The organism is Inediibacterium massiliense, from assembly GCF_001282725.1.
In the GTDB taxonomy this organism is placed as follows: domain Bacteria; phylum Bacillota; class Clostridia; order Peptostreptococcales; family Thermotaleaceae; genus Anaerophilus; species Anaerophilus massiliensis.
Genome location: NZ_LN876587.1, coordinates 1,572,220 through 1,595,025, shown reverse-complemented (window position 1 = coordinate 1,595,025; position 22,806 = coordinate 1,572,220). Strand labels below are relative to the sequence as shown.

The 22,806-nt window shown below is 29.3% G+C and carries 20 protein-coding genes, 1 CRISPR repeat array and 1 riboswitch (1 of these 22 only partly in view); of the genes, 13 read left to right on the top strand and 7 right to left on the bottom strand.

Annotation, left to right across the window (positions count from 1 at the left end; all coding sequences use genetic code 11):
- A CRISPR array of direct repeats spans positions 1 to 521; the repeat unit is 37 nt; unit sequence GTATTAGAAGAATAAAAGCTCCTTAGGAGATTGAAAC (it extends 5,874 nt beyond the left edge of the window).
- Between the two features lie 63 nt (positions 522 to 584).
- Entirely contained in the window at positions 585 to 1,274 is a 690-nt protein-coding gene (gene sfsA, locus BN2409_RS16320; RefSeq protein WP_053957658.1) for a DNA/RNA nuclease SfsA, read from the top strand.
- 199 nt (positions 1,275 to 1,473) lie between these two features.
- On the opposite strand, the gene BN2409_RS17875 is transcribed toward sfsA, so the two are convergent.
- Positions 1,474 to 3,174, bottom strand: coding sequence for a flavin monoamine oxidase family protein (locus tag BN2409_RS17875; protein WP_053957657.1), 1,701 nt, complete (start codon positions 3,172 to 3,174; stop codon positions 1,474 to 1,476).
- A 254-nt stretch (positions 3,175 to 3,428) separates the two neighbouring features.
- Here BN2409_RS17875 and speD point away from each other — a divergent pair, with 254 nt between their 5' ends.
- Positions 3,429 to 4,247 carry an adenosylmethionine decarboxylase gene (gene speD / locus BN2409_RS16310; protein WP_110943182.1) on the top strand — a complete coding sequence of 273 codons (819 nt, stop codon included), beginning with the start codon at positions 3,429 to 3,431 and terminating at the stop codon, positions 4,245 to 4,247.
- Positions 4,248 to 4,275: 28 nt separating this feature from the next.
- On the opposite strand, the gene BN2409_RS16305 is transcribed toward speD, so the two are convergent.
- Complete coding sequence (locus BN2409_RS16305; protein ID WP_053957655.1) at positions 4,276 to 4,836, bottom strand: DUF2238 domain-containing protein; 561 nt, start codon at positions 4,834 to 4,836, stop codon at positions 4,276 to 4,278.
- 210 nt (positions 4,837 to 5,046) lie between these two features.
- On the opposite strand from BN2409_RS16305, the gene BN2409_RS16300 reads away from it, so the two are divergent.
- The 3 genes from BN2409_RS16300 (at position 5,047) to BN2409_RS16290 (ending at position 10,507) form a co-directional block, all read left to right on the top strand.
- The gene (locus BN2409_RS16300; protein WP_053957654.1) at positions 5,047 to 7,317 is read left to right on the top strand and encodes an ATP-dependent Clp protease ATP-binding subunit; all 2,271 of its coding nucleotides are present in this window, start codon (positions 5,047 to 5,049) and stop codon (positions 7,315 to 7,317) included.
- 560 nt (positions 7,318 to 7,877) lie between these two features.
- A complete protein-coding gene (gene ltrA / locus BN2409_RS16295) occupies positions 7,878 to 9,161 on the top strand; it encodes a group II intron reverse transcriptase/maturase (RefSeq protein WP_053956151.1) in 1,284 nt (427 codons plus the stop codon).
- A gap of 515 nt (positions 9,162 to 9,676) precedes the next feature.
- Positions 9,677 to 10,507, top strand: coding sequence for a polysaccharide deacetylase family protein (locus tag BN2409_RS16290; protein ID WP_053957653.1), 831 nt, complete (start codon positions 9,677 to 9,679; stop codon positions 10,505 to 10,507).
- Between the two features lie 126 nt (positions 10,508 to 10,633).
- Here the strand turns inward: BN2409_RS16290 and BN2409_RS16285 are convergent, their stop codons facing one another.
- Both BN2409_RS16285 and BN2409_RS16280 read right to left on the bottom strand, forming a co-directional pair.
- Complete coding sequence (locus tag BN2409_RS16285; RefSeq protein ID WP_053957652.1) at positions 10,634 to 11,380, bottom strand: Gmad2 immunoglobulin-like domain-containing protein; 747 nt, start codon at positions 11,378 to 11,380, stop codon at positions 10,634 to 10,636.
- A 36-nt stretch (positions 11,381 to 11,416) separates the two neighbouring features.
- Positions 11,417 to 13,315 (bottom strand): ABC-F family ATP-binding cassette domain-containing protein, encoded by a 1,899-nt coding sequence (locus BN2409_RS16280; RefSeq protein WP_053957651.1) that lies wholly within the window; start codon positions 13,313 to 13,315, stop codon positions 11,417 to 11,419.
- A 138-nt stretch (positions 13,316 to 13,453) separates the two neighbouring features.
- On the opposite strand from BN2409_RS16280, the gene BN2409_RS16275 reads away from it, so the two are divergent.
- Positions 13,454 to 14,149 (top strand): 5'-methylthioadenosine/S-adenosylhomocysteine nucleosidase family protein, encoded by a 696-nt coding sequence (locus BN2409_RS16275; protein ID WP_053957650.1) that lies wholly within the window; start codon positions 13,454 to 13,456, stop codon positions 14,147 to 14,149.
- Between the two features lie 84 nt (positions 14,150 to 14,233).
- On the top strand, positions 14,234 to 15,043 hold the full coding sequence (locus BN2409_RS16270) for a CsxC family protein (protein WP_053957649.1): 810 nt from the start codon (positions 14,234 to 14,236) through the stop codon (positions 15,041 to 15,043).
- Between the two features lie 12 nt (positions 15,044 to 15,055).
- On the opposite strand, the gene BN2409_RS16265 is transcribed toward BN2409_RS16270, so the two are convergent.
- Both BN2409_RS16265 and BN2409_RS16260 read right to left on the bottom strand, forming a co-directional pair.
- Positions 15,056 to 16,252, bottom strand: coding sequence for an L-lactate MFS transporter (locus BN2409_RS16265; RefSeq protein WP_053957648.1), 1,197 nt, complete (start codon positions 16,250 to 16,252; stop codon positions 15,056 to 15,058).
- A gap of 152 nt (positions 16,253 to 16,404) precedes the next feature.
- Positions 16,405 to 16,773, bottom strand: a complete 369-nt coding sequence (locus BN2409_RS16260; RefSeq protein WP_053957647.1) for a S1 RNA-binding domain-containing protein — start codon at positions 16,771 to 16,773, stop codon at positions 16,405 to 16,407.
- A gap of 143 nt (positions 16,774 to 16,916) precedes the next feature.
- On the opposite strand from BN2409_RS16260, the gene BN2409_RS16255 reads away from it, so the two are divergent.
- The 3 genes from BN2409_RS16255 to BN2409_RS16245 all read left to right on the top strand — a co-directional run bounded on the left by BN2409_RS16255 (position 16,917) and on the right by BN2409_RS16245 (position 20,204).
- Positions 16,917 to 17,438 (top strand): RNA polymerase sigma factor, encoded by a 522-nt coding sequence (locus BN2409_RS16255; RefSeq protein ID WP_053957646.1) that lies wholly within the window; start codon positions 16,917 to 16,919, stop codon positions 17,436 to 17,438.
- On the top strand, positions 17,431 to 18,735 hold the full coding sequence (locus BN2409_RS16250; RefSeq protein ID WP_053957645.1) for a DUF4179 domain-containing protein: 1,305 nt from the start codon (positions 17,431 to 17,433) through the stop codon (positions 18,733 to 18,735). Before BN2409_RS16255 ends, BN2409_RS16250 begins: the two co-directional genes overlap by 8 nt.
- A gap of 266 nt (positions 18,736 to 19,001) precedes the next feature.
- Entirely contained in the window at positions 19,002 to 20,204 is a 1,203-nt protein-coding gene (locus BN2409_RS16245) for a class I SAM-dependent rRNA methyltransferase (protein ID WP_330375499.1), read from the top strand.
- A gap of 39 nt (positions 20,205 to 20,243) precedes the next feature.
- Here the strand turns inward: BN2409_RS16245 and BN2409_RS16240 are convergent, their stop codons facing one another.
- Positions 20,244 to 20,432 carry a small, acid-soluble spore protein, H family gene (locus BN2409_RS16240; RefSeq protein WP_053957643.1) on the bottom strand — a complete coding sequence of 63 codons (189 nt, stop codon included), beginning with the start codon at positions 20,430 to 20,432 and terminating at the stop codon, positions 20,244 to 20,246.
- Between the two features lie 295 nt (positions 20,433 to 20,727).
- On the opposite strand from BN2409_RS16240, the gene rpsD reads away from it, so the two are divergent.
- The 3 genes from rpsD (at position 20,728) to BN2409_RS16225 (ending at position 22,804) form a co-directional block, all read left to right on the top strand.
- Positions 20,728 to 21,309, top strand: a complete 582-nt coding sequence (rpsD, locus tag BN2409_RS16235; RefSeq protein ID WP_053957642.1) for a 30S ribosomal protein S4 — start codon at positions 20,728 to 20,730, stop codon at positions 21,307 to 21,309.
- 48 nt (positions 21,310 to 21,357) lie between these two features.
- Positions 21,358 to 22,014, top strand: a complete 657-nt coding sequence (locus tag BN2409_RS16230) for a hypothetical protein (RefSeq protein ID WP_053957641.1) — start codon at positions 21,358 to 21,360, stop codon at positions 22,012 to 22,014.
- 95 nt (positions 22,015 to 22,109) lie between these two features.
- A riboswitch (PreQ1 riboswitch) is annotated at positions 22,110 to 22,153 on the top strand.
- A gap of 93 nt (positions 22,154 to 22,246) precedes the next feature.
- A complete protein-coding gene (locus BN2409_RS16225; protein WP_053957640.1) occupies positions 22,247 to 22,804 on the top strand; it encodes an ECF transporter S component in 558 nt (185 codons plus the stop codon).
- Positions 22,805 to 22,806 lie beyond the last annotated feature (2 nt).

The following is a 22,806-nucleotide window of genomic DNA, read 5'->3' as shown; positions in this document are numbered from 1 at the left end:
ATTGAAACTTGTATTTATGACCACCTCCCGAAAAACCAGCTCTAGTATTAGAAGAATAAAAGCTCCTTAGGAGATTGAAACTTGTGATAACTATTATGACTACTGGAGGGACTAATGTATTAGAAGAATAAAAGCTCCTTAGGAGATTGAAACACATTTTATTGACATATCTCAATTACTTCTATTATTTCGTATTAGAAGAATAAAAGCTCCTTAGGAGATTGAAACTTTATATCATTATATCTACCATCATAATTCATTTTAGTATTAGAAGAATAAAAGCTCCTTAGGAGATTGAAACTTTATATCATTATATCTACCATCATAATTCATTTTAGTATTAGAAGAATAAAAGCTCCTTAGGAGATTGAAACTGATGAAAAGTTGGACAAGTAGAAAAAAGACCTTCTGTATTAGAAGAATAAAAGCTCCTTAGGAGATTGAAACAGTGCATAAGCACTTCTTCCGTGCCACTCTGATCTTTGTATTAGAAGAATAAAAGCTCCTTAGGAGATTGAAACTTATTGTAAATACAGCTTTTAATAAGGGTATAAGTATATAAAAAAGTAAAAAAGGAGATATATATGAAATATTTATCGATTCAAGAAGCTATTTTTTTAAAAAGACCCAATCGCTTTATTGCTCATGTACTTTTAAATGGAAGAGAAGAGATTGTCCATGTAAAAAATACAGGAAGATGCAAGGAAATATTGAAAAAAGGAGTAAAAGTAATTTTAGAAGAAGCTTCTAATCCTAATAGAAAAACAAAATATTCTTTAGTGGCAGCCTACAAAGATGATCATACGCTGATTAATATAGATTCGCAAATTACAAATTATGTGGTTTATGATGCATTGATTCATAGTGAAGTAGGAGAATTAAAAGATTTTATAAAGCTTAAAAAAGAAGTAAAATATAAAAATTCAAGGTTTGACTTTTATTATGAGAAAGATCATGAGAAAGGATTTATTGAAGTAAAAAGTGTGACATTGGAAGAAAATGGAAACTGCATGTTTCCTGATGCTCCTACGGAAAGAGGAAGAAAGCATATAGAAGAATTAATTCATTTGCAAAAAGAAGGGTATAAAAACTATATCTTTTTTTTAATACAAATAGAGAATATGAAAATATTTAGACCCAATAAAGTTACAGATCCTCATTTTGAAGAAGCATTACAAAGAGCAAAAGAAAAGGGTATTTGTATTTTAGCATATGATAGTATAGTGAAAGAAGATGAAATAAAAATTAATAAAAAAGTACATACTTCTTTATAAAGTATATTGTAGCAAAGTCATAAAATTCGGAACAATTATTGAGAATTTGCGAAAATATAGAATAAGTGAGAAAATGTTTAGCATTACACTGTTTGAGCAAAGCGAGTTTGTAATGCTATTTTCGATCGTTTCTATATATTTTCCAAATTTGAAAATCAGTGAAGAATTTTATGACTTTGTCTATAAGTCCAGTCCCCTATTAAAACAAGGGCTTATGATCATATTTACAATACTTTGCTAAGGCGTTTGCAGCACATGCACCACTATGTAGAGCTCCTTGCATCCAGCCATGACTGGAAGATGTGTGTTCTCCTGCAAAAAATATTTTATTGTTATATTCTGGTGTAGTCATAGAATAAGAAAAGATTCTTTTTTGTTCAGGCATAAAATAACAAAAAGCTCCGTAAAAGTACGGGACATGATTCCAATTAATCATTTTATAATCTATTACTATTTTATCCATATATCCCATTGGAAGTCCATGTACTTTTTCGATTTGTCTTTTGGCAAGCTCTACTCTTTTATGTTCTTCCATATTTCCTAGCCGAACAGCACTTTGGCGATAGTTATAAGATGCTAATAAAACACCAGGGTCATCTGGTGAACAATAATTTGTGAAAGAACAATCTCTGTGATCAGATGGATAGTATATAGATGAAATTAAAAGGTCTGTAAAAGATCCTCCTCCTATAATCCTTTCATTAGGGCCTCCCTTTTCCCAAAATCTATTTTTACATAAAAAAAGAATTTTTTGTGCATTGGAATAATCTACTTCTCTTATAGCTTGCATTTTTCTTGAGGTGAAGGATGGATTTATTTCTATATTACGAAGACTAGAAAAGGGAATGGCACAAATGATATAGTCAAAAGTTTCTTCGTTCATTTTGTTAGTACAGGTATTTTGATATTTTAAAGTTACATGATTATTAGAAGATAAATACATTCCCCTAATCCAATGGCCAGCTTTAAAAGTAATTTTTCCTAATAAATGAGGAGAAATAGTAGGGTATTCAGACGGATTTATGCAAATTAAAGAACGATAGAAGGCAGAAGATAAATTAGAAGATCCTCCAATGATTTCATACAAAAAAGAAAAGTTTACTGGATAAATTTCTTGTAGGGTTTCTATATAACTATTGTAATAAAAATCACCATCAAGGGGAGATAAGCTTCCAATTAAATCAATTGCCCCTTCGCTAAGTCCCATTTTTTCTAATACTTGTCGAATATTTAAACAACCCCAATAATTGATGAGTGAATCATAAATAGGTTTAATTTGCAGAATTTCTCTTCGTATAGCAGGAGAAATAGATAAAAGTGGTGTTTCTAGACCATATTCTATTAGCTTTTGCCAAGGGATGTTTCTCTCCCATGGATAGAGAGGAAACTTTGGATAGATTTTTTCCATTACATTTTTTCCATCAGGATCATTACGTACTCTTGTATTTCTTACATATAAGAAAGTATTTTTATTGTTTTGAATAAAGGGTCGTGTGTTTAGATGAAAAAGGTTAATATAATGCCAAGTTGTTTCATGACTTACTGGAATGCGCATAGGGCCTAGTTCTCCATAAAGATTTTTATTTTTATCAAAATAATAAGTATAAATTCTTCCTCCAATTCTTTCTTTTGAGGCTTCAAATATAGTTATATCGAAGCCTAATTTTCTCAATTCAAAAGCTGATGCTAGTCCTGCAGCACCAGAGCCGATGATTGCAATTTTTATATTTTTAAAAGATCCAGCAGGGGAGATTGTTGTAATATCAGGAGGAGGACTTAAGTTTTTTATAATATGATGAAAATCTTCAGATCGTTGTTCTTTCTGTAATGAATACAAAACAAGTTGATGACGGTCACAAGAAGATGGATTATTAGGTTGTACAATAGGATAATTAACCATAATATAAGACTCCTTTCTAACTGTAGGAATACATTGAATTTATGGAAACTGCGTTTTAATGTATGTATATTATAAAAAAAGATAAAAAATGAGTAAAAAAGTGATTTGGAAAAATTTTCAACAGCTTTAAATAATAATTTTTAGAATGGTTAAGATAAGTATACAGGTAGTATAAATAGCAAAATTTATATATTGACATTATGCGTATACAGTATATAATTTTTATGTAAATTCATTAGAAATGGGGAATGATATTGGCTAAAATTACTAATAATAAATTGAAGTTGTATGGATTTAATAATTTAACAAAAGCGCTTAGTTTCAATATTTATGACATCTGTTATACAAAAACAGAACAAGATCGAAAAAAATATATTGAGTATATTGATGAACAATATAATTCAGAACGATTGACAAAGATTCTTACAGATGTAACAAATATTATTGGTGCGAGTGTGTTAAATGTTGCCAAACAAGATTATGATCCACAAGGAGCAAGTGTGACTCTTTTAATTTCAGAAGAAGAAGTTCCTTTATATGTTTTGGATCCATCTTGTAATAGAGGAGTTTTAACACCTACTCGTGAAAATATTGTAGGCCATTTAGATAAAAGCCATGTAACAGTCCATACGTACCCAGAAAGTCATCCTCAAAATGACATTAGTACTTTTAGAGTAGATATTGATGTAGCTACTTGTGGGACAATCTCTCCAGTAAAAGCATTAAATTATTTAATAGGAAGTTTTGATTCAGATATTATTACTATTGACTATAGAGTGAGAGGATTTACAAGAGATATAGATGGAGAAAAGCATTTTATAGATCATCCAATCAATTCTATACAAAATTTCATTGAAAAAGAAACGATAAACAGATATGATTTGATTGATATGAATATCTATCAATCCAATATATTTCATACAAAGATGAAAATAAAAGATTTAAACTTAGATAATTATTTATTTGAAATTAATGAAGAAAACTTAAATGAGGAAGAAAGAGATGAAATTATAGAAAAATTAAATAAAGAAATGACAGAGATTTTTTATGGAATCAATGTATCAGATGTATAGAAAGATCACCCAAGTAGAGGGTGATCTTTTATCTTTTTAAAGTAACCATTCTTTTTCTATATACTCCCCATAAACTAGCCAATATGGCTCCGAATATATCAAATATTAGATCTAAATTTGTATCTATTAATCCATTTTGATTTTTTGAATCAAAAATTAAATCTAATATAAATTCTCCAATTTCATATAATACTCCTATGGTTATACCTAAGGAAGCTATAAATATAAAAGTAAGCATATGAGAGGAAGAAAAATCTTTCCAAAATATTTGGATCAAGGCATAAGAAAAAAGAGTAATAGAAAAAGAGCCAAACATATGCAATGCTTTATCAAACCAATACACTGTATCGTAAAAATGAAGAGAAAATCCAAGTAGATCTATAATAATAGTGAATAGGATTAGTATTTTTATATAGGATTTTACTGTATATTTTTTCTGTGATTCCCAGTGTAAATAAAAAAGATAAATAAAATAAAGGGTAGCAGTATAGAATAAAAAGTGATATTGTGTTTTTAAAAAAAATATAATCATAAAAGAAAGCATAATGATAGTAAAAATAAGGTTTAAGGATCGAAATAATTTTTTCATAAAATACTCCTCCATTAGTATTTGAACAAATTTAGTATTTGTATTAGAATAAATCTATATACCCTAAAAAGGATGTACATGAATGAGGTTACTTATAGATTTTAAGTCTTAAGTTATAGGAATGAAAATAAATGAAGATAATAAATAAAGTTAGGGGTATGTTATATTTAAGTTACAATTATTTCATTTTAAGGTTTGGAGTGGATAAACATGAAATTGTGCTCAGTTTGCAAAAAAAATATTGCAATTGTATTTACATCACAAATAGAGAATGGAAAGACAGAAATAAAAGGATTGTGTATGGAATGTGCTAAAAAGATGGGGATTCCTGTAATAGATCAATTGATGAAACAAGCAGGAATGAACAAAGAGGATATAAAAAATTTGACAGAAGAAATGAATTATATGTTTGAAGATATGGATATGGAAAATATGGATGAAGAAAATTTATCAGATCTGTTAGGTGGGGCTTTTCCTTTTATGAAGGATTCTGATGAAGATGAGAAAGAAACTACAATCCATATAGATGAAGAGTCTAAAGAAAAGAAAAAAGGGAAAAAAACTAAGGGTAAGAAAAAATATTTAGAAATGTATGGAACCAATTTAACAGAAAAAGCAAAAAATAAAGAAGTAGATAAAGTCATTGGAAGAGATAAAGAAATTAGTAGAGTGGTACAAATTTTGAATAGAAGAAATAAAAACAATCCTATTTTAATAGGAGAACCAGGAGTTGGAAAGACTGCTATAGCAGAAGGTTTGGCTCTTCGTATTGTAGAGCGAGAAGTTCCTCAAAAGCTTTTTCATGCAGAAATTTATTTATTAGATCTTACAGCAGTAGTAGCAGGAACTCAGTTTAGAGGACAATTTGAAGGTAGGATGAAATCTATCATTAAAGAGGCTAAAGAGTGCGGAAATATTATATTAGTCATTGATGAAGTACATAATATTATGGGAGCAGGAGAAGTTCATGGTGGAGTAATGAATGCTGCTAATATTTTAAAACCTGCTTTAGCAAAAGGAGAAATTCAAGTAATAGGAGCTACTACCTTAGATGAGTACAGAAAACATATTGAAAAGGATGCAGCTTTAGAAAGAAGATTTCAACCTGTATTAGTAGAAGAACCAAGTATAGAAGATACGATTGAAATCTTAAAGGGAATTAAAAATTATTATGAAGATTATCATCAAGTAAAAATTTCCGAAGAAGTAATCAAAGCTGCTGTACATTTATCAGAAAGATATATTACAGATCGTTTTCTTCCAGATAAAGCCATAGATGTGATTGATGAGGCAGGTTCAAGAGCTAATTTAAACAACACAGGTCTTTTAGAAATAGAAAGCATAGAGGAATCATTAAAAAAAATTCAACAAGAAAAAGAAAATGCTGCAGTCAATAATGATTATGAAAAAGCTGCAAGGTATAAAATGGAAGAATTTCAATTAGAACAACAGCTTTATGAATTAGAGAAAGAATATCATCAAGTAGAAATAAAAGTAGAAGATATTGCTTATGTAGTTGAGGCTTGGACCAATATTCCTGTTCAAAAGATTACAGAAGAAGAGGCACAAAAATTGATTCACCTTGAAGAGAGAATTCATAAAAGAGTCATTGGTCAAGATAAAGCTATTGTAAGTCTGTCAAGAACCATAAGAAGAAATAGATCAGGTTTTAAGAAAAGGAAAAAACCTGCTTCCTTTATTTTTGTAGGACCTACAGGGGTAGGAAAAACTGAATTGGTGAAAACATTAGCCTATGAACTCTTTGGAGATGAAGACAGCATGATTCGTGTGGATATGTCTGAGTATATGGAAAAACACACAGTTTCTAAATTAATTGGAGCACCTCCAGGATATGTAGGATATGATCAAGGAGGACAACTTACAGAAAAAGTAAGAAGAAAGCCTTATTCTGTTATTTTATTAGATGAGATTGAAAAAGCGCACCCAGATGTCTTTCACATGCTTTTACAAATCCTTGAAGATGGAAGACTGACAGATAGTCAAGGAAGAACAGTGTTTTTTGAAAATACAGTAATTATTATGACTTCCAATGCAGGAACCAACTTTAAAGCCAATTCTATAGGGTTTGCTAATAATAATGAACAAGCATTAGAAGATCATGTAAAGGATGCTTTAAAAGAAACTTTTAAACCTGAATTTTTAAATAGAATTGATGAAATTATTATATTTAAATCTCTGCAAAAAGAAGAATTAATCAAAATAGTAGATATTATGTTAAAAGAAGTAATAGAAGAAGCAAGAGAGAAAAATATAGGAGTAGTTGTTTCACAAGAAGTAAAAGATTTTATATTAAAAAAAGGCTATGATGAAAAATATGGAGCAAGACCTTTAAGAAGAACCATTCAAAGATATATTGAGGACGAGATTGCAGAACAATATCTAGAGAGGAAGTTTGAAGAAGGAGATTGTATTGAGATTTTATTAAAAGAAGGAAAAATTATTCTACAAAAAATAGCTTGATTTAAAAAGGATCTAGGATTTATTTACTAGATCCGAGTTTGTAGACAGCGTGCCCAGCGAAGCTGTAATTTACTTGCTGATGAAAGTTCAGTCTAGGTAATTGCCAAGAAGCCTAGTAGCTATAAGACCAGTGCTATCAGAGATGGTAATACTGAAGCGTCTTGAAAATGTGCTCTAGTAGTGCTAGCAAAGATGCAGACCGTAACATAAAGTGAATCCTGCAGCACTGTTATCTCAACCCGTTAGGGAGAAAAGAGGAAGACGAGTCTCTTGTCTTAAGATGAAGTCCATGGAATGTGTGAAGAACTTGGATTACAGCACAGAAGAATCCTCTGGTGTATGGGGAGCGGTATGTATCGAAAGTAAATTATGGAACTGGGGAGACCCTACTTTACACAGCGATAGCTGTAAAGCAGATGCATATAAGCCGATAGGTGAAATTACATTCTAGTAGGGAGGGAGTCGGAGGGGAACATAGTACCAAATATGGAATGGACAACAAAACCATTCTTAGGAAAGGTTCCCTACTTTGTTCACGTTTTCTGAGGAGGTAAGAGTGAGTGAATGTCCAAAAGACTAACGACACCATAGATAAAGTTCGACAACTTCAAAGGAAACTATACCAATCAGCCAAGAGTAATAAAAGCAGAAGGTTTCATGCTTTATACGATAAGATATATAGAAAAGATGTACTTGAGAAGGCATGGAAACAAGTCAAAACTAATAAAGGAAGTGCAGGAGTAGATGAACAAACTATAGCAGACATTGAAGATATTGGGGTAGAAAAGATATTAGAGGAAATACAAATTCAAATATCAAAAGGAACATATAATCCACCACCAGTATTAAGAAAAGAAATTCCGAAGGATAATGGAAAGGTAAGACCTCTAGGAATTCCCACAGTAAAAGATAGAATAATACAAACAGCAACAAAGATAGTGATAGAACCTGTTTTTGAAGCTAATTTCAAGGAATGTTCTTATGGATTTAGACCTAAGAAAAATCAGCATCAAGCACTTGATAAAATAAGGCGAGCTTGTAATAACAAAGGAATGTGGGTGTTAGATGCAGATATATCAGGATACTTTGATAATATAAATCATATGAAATTATTACTGCTAGTTGAAAGACGAATAAGTGATAGGAGAGTAATTAAGCTTATACGAAAATGGCTAGAAGCAGGAGTAATGAAGGATGGGATAGTTGTTCAAAGTGAACTGGGAAGTCCTCAAGGAGGTGTGATATCTCCATTACTAGCAAATATTTACTTAGATTACCTAGATACGGTATGGGAGAAACATTACAAGCATTTAGGTAAACTAATTAGATTTTGTGATGACTTTGTAGTTGTTTGCAAGAACTATAAAGATGTAAAACATACACATAAAGCTATAAGCCTTATAATGCAAAGATTAGAATTGAATCTAAATAAAAGCAAGACGAAAATTATATCTTTATGGGAAGGAAAAGAAGGTTTTGATTTTCTAGGGTTTCATAATCGTAAGGTTAAGACAAAGACTATAGATGGTAGAATCTACTATACACTTATCCAGTGGATTAGTAATCAATCAATAAAGAAAATATATGACAAAGTTAAGAAGACTCTAGATAGGAAAACCCTATATGTCTCTAGTAAAGAAATGGTTAAGACATTAAATCGAAAGATTATAGGATGGCGAAACTATTATGGATTGTCACCATTCAATAAACTGGTGAAGATTGATAAATATATAAGAAAGCGGCTAGTCATTTGGTTTAACAACAAAAGACAGGCACGAAAGAGAAAAGAATTTTATGAAATAGTAAGTCGATTTAATGATATTGGCCTAAAATATGTTGCTTAAAAACTCGTAATGCAGATGGAAGAAGAACATCGGAAAGCCGTATGAGGGAAAACCTCACGTACGGTTTGATGAGGAGATGGTGGAAGAGATTAAATCAAATCCACCATTTTACTCTACAAGTCATAAAAAACGTCACTAAATTTTCAAATTTGGAAAATATATAGAAACGATCGAAAATAGCATTACAAACTCGCTGTGCTCAAACAGTGTAATGCTAATCATTTTCTCACTTTTTCTATATTTTCACAAATTCTCAATAAATGTTCCTTATTTTTATGGCTTTGCTAAAATAGAGTGTGTTTTCAGTCTAGGATCTAGGATTTATTTACTAGATCCTTTTTTAGTAAAATTATAAAGATTAGGTATGAATAATAAAGGAAAGCCGCATTTTTTGTAGAAGATTATAATAATATAAGGGCAAGATCATTTTTGTCACCTTCATGTAACAATTTATATGAAAGAAAAATGTATAATATATATAATAAGACAAAATACATTAAAAAGCAGGTGAAAACATGACGAAAAATGTAAAAATAGGAATGCTTTTATTGGCAATTGTAGTATTGGGAGTATGTGCGAAAAAAGAAATTATAGAATATGTTTTTGCTGCAAATAAAAATCCTACTAGAGTTGAAGAAACTCAAGCTATAGAACAAACCAATTCTAAAGGAGAAACTGAGGGTAGAATAGAGCAGCAAGAAGTTGTAAATCCAATCTATATAGTTCAAAATAAAATATTTCATAATGGAAATAAAGAAAAAAAGCAAATTGCTTTGACTTTTGATGATGGACCAAGTAAATATTATACGGAGAAGGTATTAGATATTTTAAAGCAATATGAAGTAAAAGCTACTTTTTTTGTCATTGGAAGACATATAGAAAGATATCCACAAGAACTTGTTCTTATGTCTCAACAAGGACATGAAATTGCAAATCATAGTTTTAATCATAAGAATTTTAATAAACTCACAAAAGCTGAGATAGAAGAAGAGTTAATACAAACACAAAAAATATTAGATGATACAATAGGAAATCATACAAATATTTTTAGACCTCCTTATGGAGCAATGGGAAAAAATTCTTTAGAAGCTGTAAATGCATTAGGATATAATGTAGTAAATTGGTCTGTTGACACCAGAGACTGGTCTGGAATTCCTGTAGAAAATATCATGGAAAAGGTAAAACAGCAATTACATTCAGGGGGAATTATATTAATGCATTCGAGTGGAAAGAAAAAAGCAATGGAGAATATGCTTATAGCACTTCCACAAATTATTGAGTGGGCTAAGATGCAGGGGTATGAGTTTACTACAGTTTCTCAATTACTTGAATTCCAAGGAATTTAAACATAAACTCAGATATAAATCATTAGAAAAGAGATTAGGATTGTAAATGTATCTGCCATGAAGTAAAAATAAAAACTCCTTACTGTCAAGAATATATCTTAAAATTCAAGTCAGTAAGGAGCTTTATTATTCATTTATAAAATTTAATTTTCTAATGATTTTTCCAATTTCTTCTCCATCCTTGGCACTAACTTCAAATACTTCTAAAATAACAGGTCCTGATGAAATAGAAAGAGGGATATCTTTTGCAAAGATTCCAATGTCAGGAGCTCCTGAAGTGGACAGGATAAATCCTTCTGTGAGGACTTCTCCATTTTCTTTTGTGATTCTATAATTGATATTACCTTCAAAGACAGATGAATATCCAAATACTCTTATAAAATTTTTTTGATCTATTTCATTAGCAGGATATAGGATTTGAATGCTTTTTCCTTCTTCTAAAAGTTCGTCAAAAATAATAGGAACCTCAACATAATTTTTTTCTGAAGAATAAATTTTTATTTTTCCAGTCTTTGAAGTAGGTGAGTCAAAGAAATATATCTGTTTATGAAAAGAATTCCAGTTATTTTCATTTTTCATTACTTCTACAATTTGATCCTCTTGATTGAGAATTTTTTTATTTTCATCTAAAATATGAATCTGTAAATTTTTAAGAGCTGTAAGACCAGATACTTCAATAGATCGATTTACATGTATGGCTTCTTTCGGTATTTCTAAAAAAATATCTTTATGAGTAGATACAATAGTAGATGGAGGAATGATTTCTTTTGTTTGAGAAGGTGTGGCGGAACTATTTTGTTTTTGACTATAACCACATGAGCTTAATCCTATAATCAATACACATGACAATAAAATAGCTATTTTTTTTCTCATAACTTTTCATCCTTTCATCATTTTTATTCAATAAATTTAATGATCATTTTTTATCTTTTCTGCTAGATCGTTTAAATATTCTTGTCTTTCCATTTTAAGGAGAAGTTCTTCTTCTATATAATCTTTTTCATTCATAAGTTCTTGAAGCTTTGTAAAATCTGTAGAATATTTTTTCATTTCTTCTTCTAATGTAGATAGTTTGTTTTCTAGATTTTCTATTTCTTGGTCTATAGTTTCATATTCCCTTTGTTCATTATAAGTAAATTTTAACTTTTTTTCCTTTGGCTTTTGAGGAGCACTTTTTTTTGTATTTTTTTCTTCTTTGATTTCTTCATGAATCCATCGACCACTTTTATAAAAATCAGAATAATTTCCTGTATGCTCTATGATTTTTCCGTCTCCAGCAAAGAAGAATATTTTATTGCAAATTCGATCTAAAAAGTATCGGTCATGAGATACACATATGACAATGCCATTAAAATCATCTATATAGTTTTCTAAAACCTTTAGGGTGTCAATATCTAAATCATTTGTAGGCTCATCTAAAATGAGTACATTGGGAGCATCCATTAAAATTCTTAATAAATAGAGTCTTCTTCTTTCACCGCCGGACAGTTTTGAAATATAAGTCCACTGCAAATCTTTAGAAAACAAGAAGTTTTCCATCATTTGAGAAGCGCTTATTTTTATACCATCCTCTGTAGTAATATATTCTGCTTTTTCTTTGATATATTCAATAGCACGTAAATTGATATCCATATCTTCTGATTCTTGAGAAAAATATCCAATTTTTACAGTAGGACCAATATCAATACTCCCTAGATCAGGTGTAAGTTTTCCTGTAATTAAGTTTAGAAGAGTGGATTTACCTGTTCCATTTTTTCCTATAATACCAATGCGGTCATCCTTTAAAGCAATATAGCTAAAATCTTCTATGACTTTATTTTGTTCAAAGCTTTTAGATATATGATTGATTTCAATAATCTTTTGACCTAATCGAGAGTGAGCTACACATATATCTATGTTTGAATCATGTATAGGGCTAGAAGTATTTTTTAGTTCTTCAAATCTTTGAATTCTTGCTTTTTGTTTTGTACTTCTGGCTTGTGCACCAGCTCTAATCCATTCTAATTCTTTTTTGTATAAACGTTCTCTTTTTCTTTCAATGGAAGATTCAAGGGTTTTTCTTTCAAGTTTTTTCTCAATAAATTGAGAATAGTTTCCTATATAACTATAGATTTTTCCATCATCTAACTCTAAGGTTTTATTCACAACTCTGTCTAAAAAATATCGATCATGGGTAATCATAAGTAAGGACCCTGTTCTATTAGTTAGATATTTTTCTAACCAATCAATAGTGTCATGATCCATGTGATTGGTAGGCTCATCCAAAATCAATAAATCACAAGGAGAAATCAAAGCACTAGCTAGAGCTACTCTTTTCTTTTGTCCTCCAGATAGAGTTTCTATTTTTTGATGAAAATTATGAATTCCAAGCTTTGTCAGAATGGTTTTTACTTGGTTTTCTATTTCCCATGCATCTTGGGCATTCATATTGTCCGTTAGATAAAGTAATTTTTTTTGTAGAGTAGAATCATCTGGATTTTGAGAAATTTCTTCTAGAATATTTTCATAGTCTCTTATGACATTCATAATTTGAGAATCACTTTTAAATACTTGTTCTAAAATAGTGGCATTAGGATCAAACTCTGGATTTTGTGAAAGATATTCAATTGCCATTTTACTTGGCATATGAACTTTTCCAGTATCGGCTACATCATATCCAGCAATAATTTTTAAAAGAGAGGATTTACCTGTCCCATTGACACCAATCAAACCAATTTTATCAGTATCTCCAATAGAAAAAGATATATTTTCAAAGAGTATTTTTTCTCCATAAGATTTAGATATGTTTTCTACAGATAAGATATTCATTATCATCATCCTTTATTTTATTTTTATCTATTTATTTTATCATAAATGCTGAAACGAACAACTATTCTTTATAGATGAAGAAGGAGAACGGAAAATTTTAGAGAAATTTATCATAAAAACGAAAAGGGGAGATAGATAATGAATACAAAGGTAGTAGTTACTATTGCTGCAAATATTGAGTGGGAGACAGTATGTGATATTTTTAAAGGTGTAACGCTTAATGATTCTCCATACGGACAATGGTTTGTAACAGATATAAAGGTGAAGGAAAAAATAGAACCTATCATATTTTTTAGGGGAGGATGGGGAAAAGTAAGTGCTGCGGGTTCCACTCAATATATTATTGATCATTTTAATCCTTGTTTACTTATAAATTTGGGAACTTGTGGAGGATTTAGAGGGCATATAGAAAGAGAAGAGATTATTTTAGTAAATCGAGCAATTGTTTATGATATTTTAGAAGAAATGGGAGATCCTTCTGAAGAAATTGAATATTTTACTACAGATATAGATCTATCTTTTTTGAAGGGAGAATATCCTCATCCTGTTAAAAAAACATTGATGCTCACGGGAGATCGAGATCTTCAGCCTAAAGAGGTGGAATATTTACATGAAACATTTGGTGGTGTTGCAGGAGATTGGGAATCTGGAGCTATTGCTTGGATTGCAAAAAGAAATGAGAAAAAACTTCTTATTCTAAGAGGAGTATCTGACATAGTAGGTAAAGATGGAGGAGAAGCTTATGGACAAGTAAATATATTTAGAGAAAATGCTACTAAGATTATGAAAGAATTAATCAAGTATTTACCTAATTGGATTGAAATGGCAATATAATAGTAACTCTATTAGGACAAAGCGCATATGATAAATTAAGACGTTTAAAAGGGTGTGTTTATTTTATGATAGGAGGTTTAAAAAATGCCATGGCAAAGATATATTCCCAAAGGCCAGGATAAAGAGAAACCAAGGAGTCCATTTATAGATCATACTCCTAAAAATATAGCAGTAAAAGTTACAGGAGGAGCAAATGGAGAATGTAGCAACGTTCCAGTAAAAGTGATCGGATTAACAAAAGGTGCTATAGCAAAAATTCCTGTAATATTGGCACAATTAACACTACAGTTAAATATGAATGCCATGATTGAGCTACCTGAATCTGCTTTAGATATAAAAAGTGAGAAAAATACTATTGAGGTTAAGCAATGTGTACTTTTACAAGATACTCATATGCTTTTTATAAAAGGATATGTATGCAAGCAAATTAGCTATATAGCAGGAAGTTACTATAGTTATGGAGAGACTAGACATTGTACGGTTAAAATTCCTTTTGAGTGTAATACAGAAGTTATTTTTAATGGAATAGAACCAATTTATTTATTTTCTAATCAACTAGAAGCTTGTGGAAATGATAGATCTAAAGATATTTGCATTCCAAACTATATACAAAAAGATAATCCATTTAATGAAAAAGTAATACAAAAAAGTCAAAAAAGTATTGAATATTTTAATGAAATGCCCTATTGTGAGTTGGTAAGCAGTAATGTAATTGAGATAAATGAATATATGGATTTAAGTAGATTTCATTTATATAAAAAAGAAAAAACATTTAAAAGTATAGAAGAAAAGATGGTTGTATATCTTACTTTAAGGATTCTTCAAAATCGTCCAGTCAATATTCCATCTATGGATATTACAATTTCTAATGAAGATTTAAAAAATATTGATTAAAGCCACTTAAGTTTACTTAAGTGGCTTTATAAATGAAGAGGGTTTGACCATAAAGGTGATGCATCCGCCTATAATAGATAATATAGAGGAGATGATAAAAGTAGGTTTGAGTCCCCCGCTACTTTGTATAATAAAAGGTCCTGCTAGAGCAGCCAATCCATAGGCTTGATACATAATTCCATAGTTTGCTCCAAAATTTTTTATTCCGTAAAAATCACTGGTTATAGTTGGAAATACAGAAAGAAATCCACCAAAACAAAAGGCAATACCTGAAATGAAAATAAAAAATAATATAAAATTTAAAGGTATAAAACTCATCATAATCATGCAAACAGAAGTAATGATAAACATAATAAAAACTATTTTTATTCTACCTAGTTTATCAGATAAGCTACCCCATATTACTCTTCCTCCTGCGTTAAAAAGACCAATGAGAGCTACTGCATATGCAGCAACAGAGGAGGGAAGGTTAGCTAGTTGTATGCCTATATCCTTTGCAAGGCTGATGACTAAAAGACCGCTTACGCATGCAAAAAAGTACATGATCCAAAGAAGGTAAAAAGATTTTGTGTGAAGCATTTGTTGCACTGAAAAATTATTTATATCTATAGATTGTATAGTCTCAGAAATAGGAGCATGGTTCTTTGGTGGAAGAACTAAAAATTGAGCACCTATTAAAACTAAAGTAGTGTAGATGATGCCTAGATAAAGAAAAGTATTAGAAATCCCATATGAAAGAAGAAAAGATTCAATAATAGATTTAAAAAGTAAACTTCCCATACCAAAGGCACCTACTGTAATGCCCGTAATAAATCCTTTCTTGTGGGGAAACCATTTTACACATGTAGAAAGAGGACATACATAAGCAAATCCTACTCCAGCTCCAGCAATGATACCATAGTAAATATACAATTCTATAATTGTGGTAGAAAAAGAAGCAAGTGTGAGTCCTCCACCGTATAATAGTCCGCCAATGGTAGCAACAATTTTTGGACCCAACTTATCTTGTAGCTTACCTGAAAATATAGTGGAAAAAGCAAAAGTAAAAATAGCTATAGAAAAAGTAAGAATAACTTGATTTTTTGTCCAGTTAAATTGATCCATAAGAGGTTGATTAAATAGACTCCATGAATAGATGGCTCCTATAGAAATTTGTATGCAAATAGCACCTAGTACTACAAGCCACGGATGGATATATTTTTTTGTCATGAAAGTCCTCCTTGATGAGATTTTTAAAAAGTATAAGTTGACTTTTTTTGAAATATATAACGGAAATGATAAATAGATTCATAATGTTACTACCTATATAATTTCCAATATATTATAAAAAATAACCCATCATAGGGTTATTTTTATAGATACTAGTATCTTTGATCTCTTTGTTTCATATTTTTTAATTTTTCATCACTATCTTTTAGAAAGTCGGATAACATATTTTCAAAGGATTGAACTGGTCTTTTAGGAGCAGGTTTTGTATATTTTCTTTGCTTTGGAGTTTCAGTAGCCTGCTTAATAGATAATTCAATTTTACTATCATCTTTAATTTTAAGAATTTTAACTTTTACCTTTTGACCTTCTTTTAAGTACGTATTGATATCTTTTACGTAATCATTAGATACTTCTGAAATATGGCAAAGTCCTGTTTTATCATCAGAAAGCTTTATAAAAGCACCATATTTAGTAATTCCTGAAACAATTCCATCCATGATTTCTCCACTTTGTAATAGCATTAAATCAATCTTCCTCCTTATATTGTACATTTCCTATTATTATATGTTAGTTTCCTGAGAATGTAAACATAAATACGAATAATAAATTTAAATGAACTTTTTTCATATTACGATACTCTTATATAGGAAAGAGAGGTGAGAGCATGGATATACAAGATCTAGTTCAAAAATCAAAACAAGGAGATCAAGAAGCATTAGTCAAGCTGATTATGTCTAAAAAAGACGATTATTATAAATTAGCATATGTATATATGAAAAATAGTGAAGATGCAATGGATGCAATGGAAGATATGATTGTTATATTGTATGAAAATATATACCAGCTAAAAAAAGAAAATGCTTTTTTTAGCTGGAGCAAAACCATATTGGTGAATTGTTGTAAAAATATTTTAAGGCAGAACAAAAAAAGTATAGCATTAGATTTTGTTGAAGATAGATTTTATGAGAGTGGGTTTGAGGAAAAAGAAGATCAGATTATGATTGAAAAATATTTATCAAGATTAAATCATAAGCATCAAGAAATTATAAAACTTCGTTATTTTTTAGGTTTAGACTACGAAACTATTTCGAATATTCTTAAAATACCTTTAGGAACAGTAAAATCTCGTATTTCTATAGGAATAAAAAAATTAAGAAAAATGCTGGAGGTGAAAGAAGATGAATGAAATAGAAAAGATTTTAAAAGAAAGTAAATCCCAAATAGATACATTACAGGTACCAGATGAATTAGAAGATCGATTAAGAAGTGCACTTGAAAAATCATATCCACATAAACAAACCAAGAAAAAATGGAAAATGAAAGTGGCTGCATTATTAATTGCTTTCATATTAGGAGGATACCATATAGATACTTTAGCTTTTTATACAAAAAAATTAATCGGATATGATCAAGTGATGAATTCTAATTTAAAAGAGTTAAATCAATTGGGAAATGGTCAGGTTATAAAAAAAAGCTACACTTTTAAAAATGGAGTGACGGTTACTTTAGATGGGGTTATGCTAGACGATAATCAGCTTTTAATGTTTTATACAGTAAAAGATCCAGATAAAAGAGTAGATGAGATAGAGTTGGTTTCTCATAGCATAGAGGGATTATTAGAAGACTATAAAGCACAAGGGGGATATGGAAGTATAAATGATGAAAAAACAGAAATGAAGAGTATAAACACATTTGAATCTCCTTCTATTTTTGAAAAGAAATTAAAATGGACATTTACATTATTCATGAAAAAAGATATAGATCATCAAGAAGAAGGAGAAATTACTTTTACCCTAGACAAAGATAAAGCTATGGGTCATACTTTAAAAAAAGACATTTATAAAAAAGTGAAAATAGACAAAGGTCAAATAAGCATTGATTCTATTTTGGCTTCTAAAACTATGACACGTATTGAAGGAACTATTCAAAATCCAATAGAATTAGCTATCGATCATATGACTCAAAAAAGATTTAGACCCAGTCAAATAGAGTTAGAATTAATTGTAAATGACAAAAAAATTAGGGAGCAAAGTTCAGGAATCAGAACAGACAAAGATGGAATCAAATTTCATAAGGATTATGATCCTATTGTAGTAGATCTTAATAAAATTCAAATGAAATTTATAAGCTTAGAAGCAGATTACGATGTGAATGAAAAAATAAAGATTCAACAAAATAATAAAAACAAATCTTTTAAAGTATTGAATAAAGATATTATAATCAATGAAGTTTCTCAATCAGAAGAAAAGACTTTTGTAACCATTACTACAAGAGAAGATGTAATTTTATCAAAGGTAAAATTGATGATAGATGAGAAAAAAGTATCTCTTCAAAAGACTATTTCTGATGAATATAATAAAAACACACATAAAAGAACTCTTGTATTTGAAGGAATAGGACAAAATTTAGAATTAGATATTCAAAGGATGCAGTATAAAGAAATGTATAATCAAACAATAGATATTATGTATAATAATATTTGATTTTATAAACAAAATCATAAAAAACGTCACTGATTTTCAAATTTGGAAAATATGAAGAAACGATCGAAAATAGCATTACAAACTCGCTATGCTCAAACAGTGTAATGCAAACATTTTCTCACTTATTCTATATTTTCACAAATTCTTAATAATTGTTCCTAATTTTTATGACTTTGCTATAATATACTTTGTAAACAGTCTGAGATATTATGTATAATAATATTTGTACGATAAATAGAAAAAATAAAAATGAAAAAATAGATAGGATGAAAAAAATGAGACAAGAAGTATCTTTAAAGGTAAAATCAAAGTTTGTCAACAAATTTAAAAAGGGATATCCATTAATTTTTAAAGAAGCGATTATGAATATAGGAGATTTAAAAGAAGAAGGTGTATTGGTAAAGCTCATAGATGAAAAAAATAAATTTATTGCTAGAGGCTATTATGGAAAACAAAATAAAGGATATGGCTGGATTTTAACTTTAAAAGAAAATGAAAAAATTAATGAAAATTTTTTTGGAAATAAAATATCTAAAGCCCTAAATCAAAGAACAGGTCTTTATAATGATCCTCATACAAATGCTTTTAGAGTATTTAATGGAGAGGGAGATGGAATTGGAGGCTTTACTATTGATTATTATAATGAATATTATTTAATCAACTGGTATAGTAAAGGAATTTATCAGTTTCAAGAAGATGTAATACAGGCATTAAAAAAATTAGTCCCTTTTAAAGCAATTTATCAGAAAAAAAGATTTGCTGAGGATGGTAAATATATAGAAGAAGATGGGTTTGTCATAGGAGAAAGAGGAACATTTCCTATTATTGTAAAAGAAAATGGAGTGAATTTTGCCATATACTTAAATGAAGGAGCTATGGTAGGGGTATTCTTAGATCAAAGAAATGTTAGAAAAAGAATAAAAGATCAATATGCAAAAGGAAAAACAGTTTTAAATACTTTCTCTTATACAGGAGCCTTCTCTGTTTTTGCAGCTTTAGGAGGAGCAAAAAAGACTACGAGTGTAGATCTTGCAAATAGAAGCTTGAGTAAGACAATTGAACAATTTAGTATCAATGAAATAGACTATGAAGCTCATGATATTGTCGTAGAAGATGTATTTCACTATTTTAAATATGCAGTAAAAAAAGAATTGAAATTTGATATGGTGATTTTAGATCCTCCAAGCTTTGCCAAATCTAAAAATTTTAAATTTAGTGCAGGAAAGGATTATAAAGATCTTTTGAAAAATGCCATCGCAATTACAAAAGAGCAAGGAGTAATTGTAGCGTCTACTAATTGTGCGACTTTTGACATGAATAAATTTAAAGGATTTATTCATACTGCATTTGGAGAGATGAATGAAAAATACAAGATTTTAGAAGAGTATTCCCTTCCATTTGATTTTAAAACCATTAAAGAATTTGAGGAAGGAAATTATTTAAAAGTAGTATTTATACAAAAAATTTAGAAAAGCCTCTCTTATGAATTTCATAAGAGAGGCTTAAACTTATTTAAGTTCTCTTCCTGTTTCTTGTAAGTCTGAAATAGGGACTGTAATATTTTTATTATTTTCTAAAACTTTTACATCCATCATTTGATTACTATTCATATTTGTTAACCAAACAGAGTTTCCTTTATAAAGAACTTCAATATGATCATTTCCATTTAAAATTTCTTCTGCTCTTTTTTTAATCATTTAAATCCTCCTATAAATATATATTTGTTTTCTGTATTAGTATTTCCGAAGATATTTAAAATATAATCATAAAAAGTATTATGCAGTTTTTGATGAAAAAGGAAAAAGTATATATTATGGAAAAAAGCTACTTGAAGAATAAGAAATACCCATGTTTTTGATAAAACATGGGTATTTTTTATTCTTTAAGTAATTAGACACGCAACGATATTGATAATCATTATCAAAAATGTTATACTAAAATACGTAGACATATACCGCGGCAAATTTTAGATTATTTAGGAGGATGTTTAAAATGGCAAAAATAATGGGGCCTAGATTTAAATTAAGTAGAAGATTAGGAGTAAATATTTATGGCCATCCTAAAGCATTAAAAAGAGGAGTAGTAGCACATAAAAAATTATCAGAATATGGAGTACAATTAATTGAAAAGCAAAAAATCAAAGCATATTATGGAGTACTTGAAAGACAATTTAAAAGGTATGTACAAGAGGCAATGAAAAGTAAAGAAAATCCAGGGGTTGCATTGCTTAAAATATTAGAATGTAGATTAGATAATTTAGTATATAGAATAGGCTTTGCAAATTCTATACGTCAAGCAAGACAGATGGTGAACCATGGACATATTTTAGTAAATGGAAAAAAAGTAGATATTCCTTCTTATATCGTAAAGGTAGGGGAGGAAGTATCCTTAAGAGAAAAATATCAGAAAAATGAAATGTTTCAAAATAATTTTTTAGAGTTAAGAACTTTTGAACTTCCTTATATAGAAAAGAATTATGAAAATTTTAGTGGACAACTTGTAAATATTCCAAATAGAGAAGAAATTCCTATAGAAGTCAATGAAGTTGCAGTGATAGAGTTATTCTCTAAATAATCGAAATGAAGAATTCTTTATTTTTTCTAGGAATGAGGGTGAAAGATCATGTGTAAATACAATAGTCATTATTATTGGGAAAATATGCTAATTCACAAAAAAGATATATGGAATTCATATTTTATGAATGCTCATAAGAAGAAAAATTCTATATTTATTAATACAACAATTATTGATTATAAAAGAAATGTATTAGACAATAATTGGGCTTGTTATCCAGATATGAAGTCTATTTTAGGATTTTTGCAATATATTTATTTGCCAACAGCTTTTTACTATATATTAAATAAAGATTTAGAAAACATTATTACGCCCATATGTTCTAGTGAAGAATTAATTGGCTATATTCAAGAAAAAAACGTGAATACATATGATCTACAAATCATGGAGGAAATGATAAAAGAATTAAGATTATATTGGGATGTAGAGGAAGAGGCTTGCAAAAATAAAATTAAGAAATTTTGTAAAAAATTTAATTCTATATGGAATGATAAAGAAAATGTATTATATATGAATATTTTCTTTCAGCCTATAGAGATTCTAGATCATATCTTAAAAGATTGTGAGTTTATAGAAGTGATAGAAGAAGAAATAGAAATGTCTCAACAAGAGTTGTATCATATTTATGGAAATATGCATAATAGTATTTTCATGAAGAAAAATTTTATGAATTTTCTTCAAAATAAAATAGGGTGTATCGCTTAAAATCTCTTTGTATTTACAAAGAGATTTTTATTTTTAAAAAATATGATATAATAATGAAGTAAATTAAATAGGTAAGTCCATAAATCTACTATGAGGTAGGACTGGTTCGAGAACTCCCAGTATAAAAAACTAAGGATTTATATTTTACAGTATAGCTGTATCCTTAGGGACGGCTTTTTTTGTTGTTAAAAAGCCCTGTTCTCAAATATGAGAAAAGGAGAAGAAAAATAGGATGAAGAAAATAAAACCATTTCATGTAAGTGTTGTAGGATTAGGAGTAGCATTAAATATAATAGGTGCTTTTATAGCTTTAAATTTAAGACTTCCTATTTTGTTAGATTCTATAGGAACTATTATGGTCTCAGCTGTATTAGGACCATATTATGGAATATTGACAGGGGTATGTGGAAGTTTGGTAAGTGGCATAACTTTTGATATTTATTCTTTATATTTTTCACCTGTTCAAATTTTTGTAGGTTTGTTAAGTGGTATTTTATTTCAAAAGGGATGGATGAAAAAAATTAAGATGCCTATAGGGGTTTTAATAGTTTCTATTTTTTCATCTTTAGTAGGGGCCATCATTGCAGCTTTTGTATTTGATGGAGTGACTTCATCAGGATCTTCTTATATTGTAGCATTTTTATCCAATATAGGAATAAATAAAGTCATCAGTGTATTTGTTGTACAATTTTTAACAGATTATTTAGATAAGTTTATAGCAGTAGCTTTGGTACTTCCTATGACTATGGGAATTCCTCAAAATATAAAAGAAAAGATTATAAGGAGTTAAAT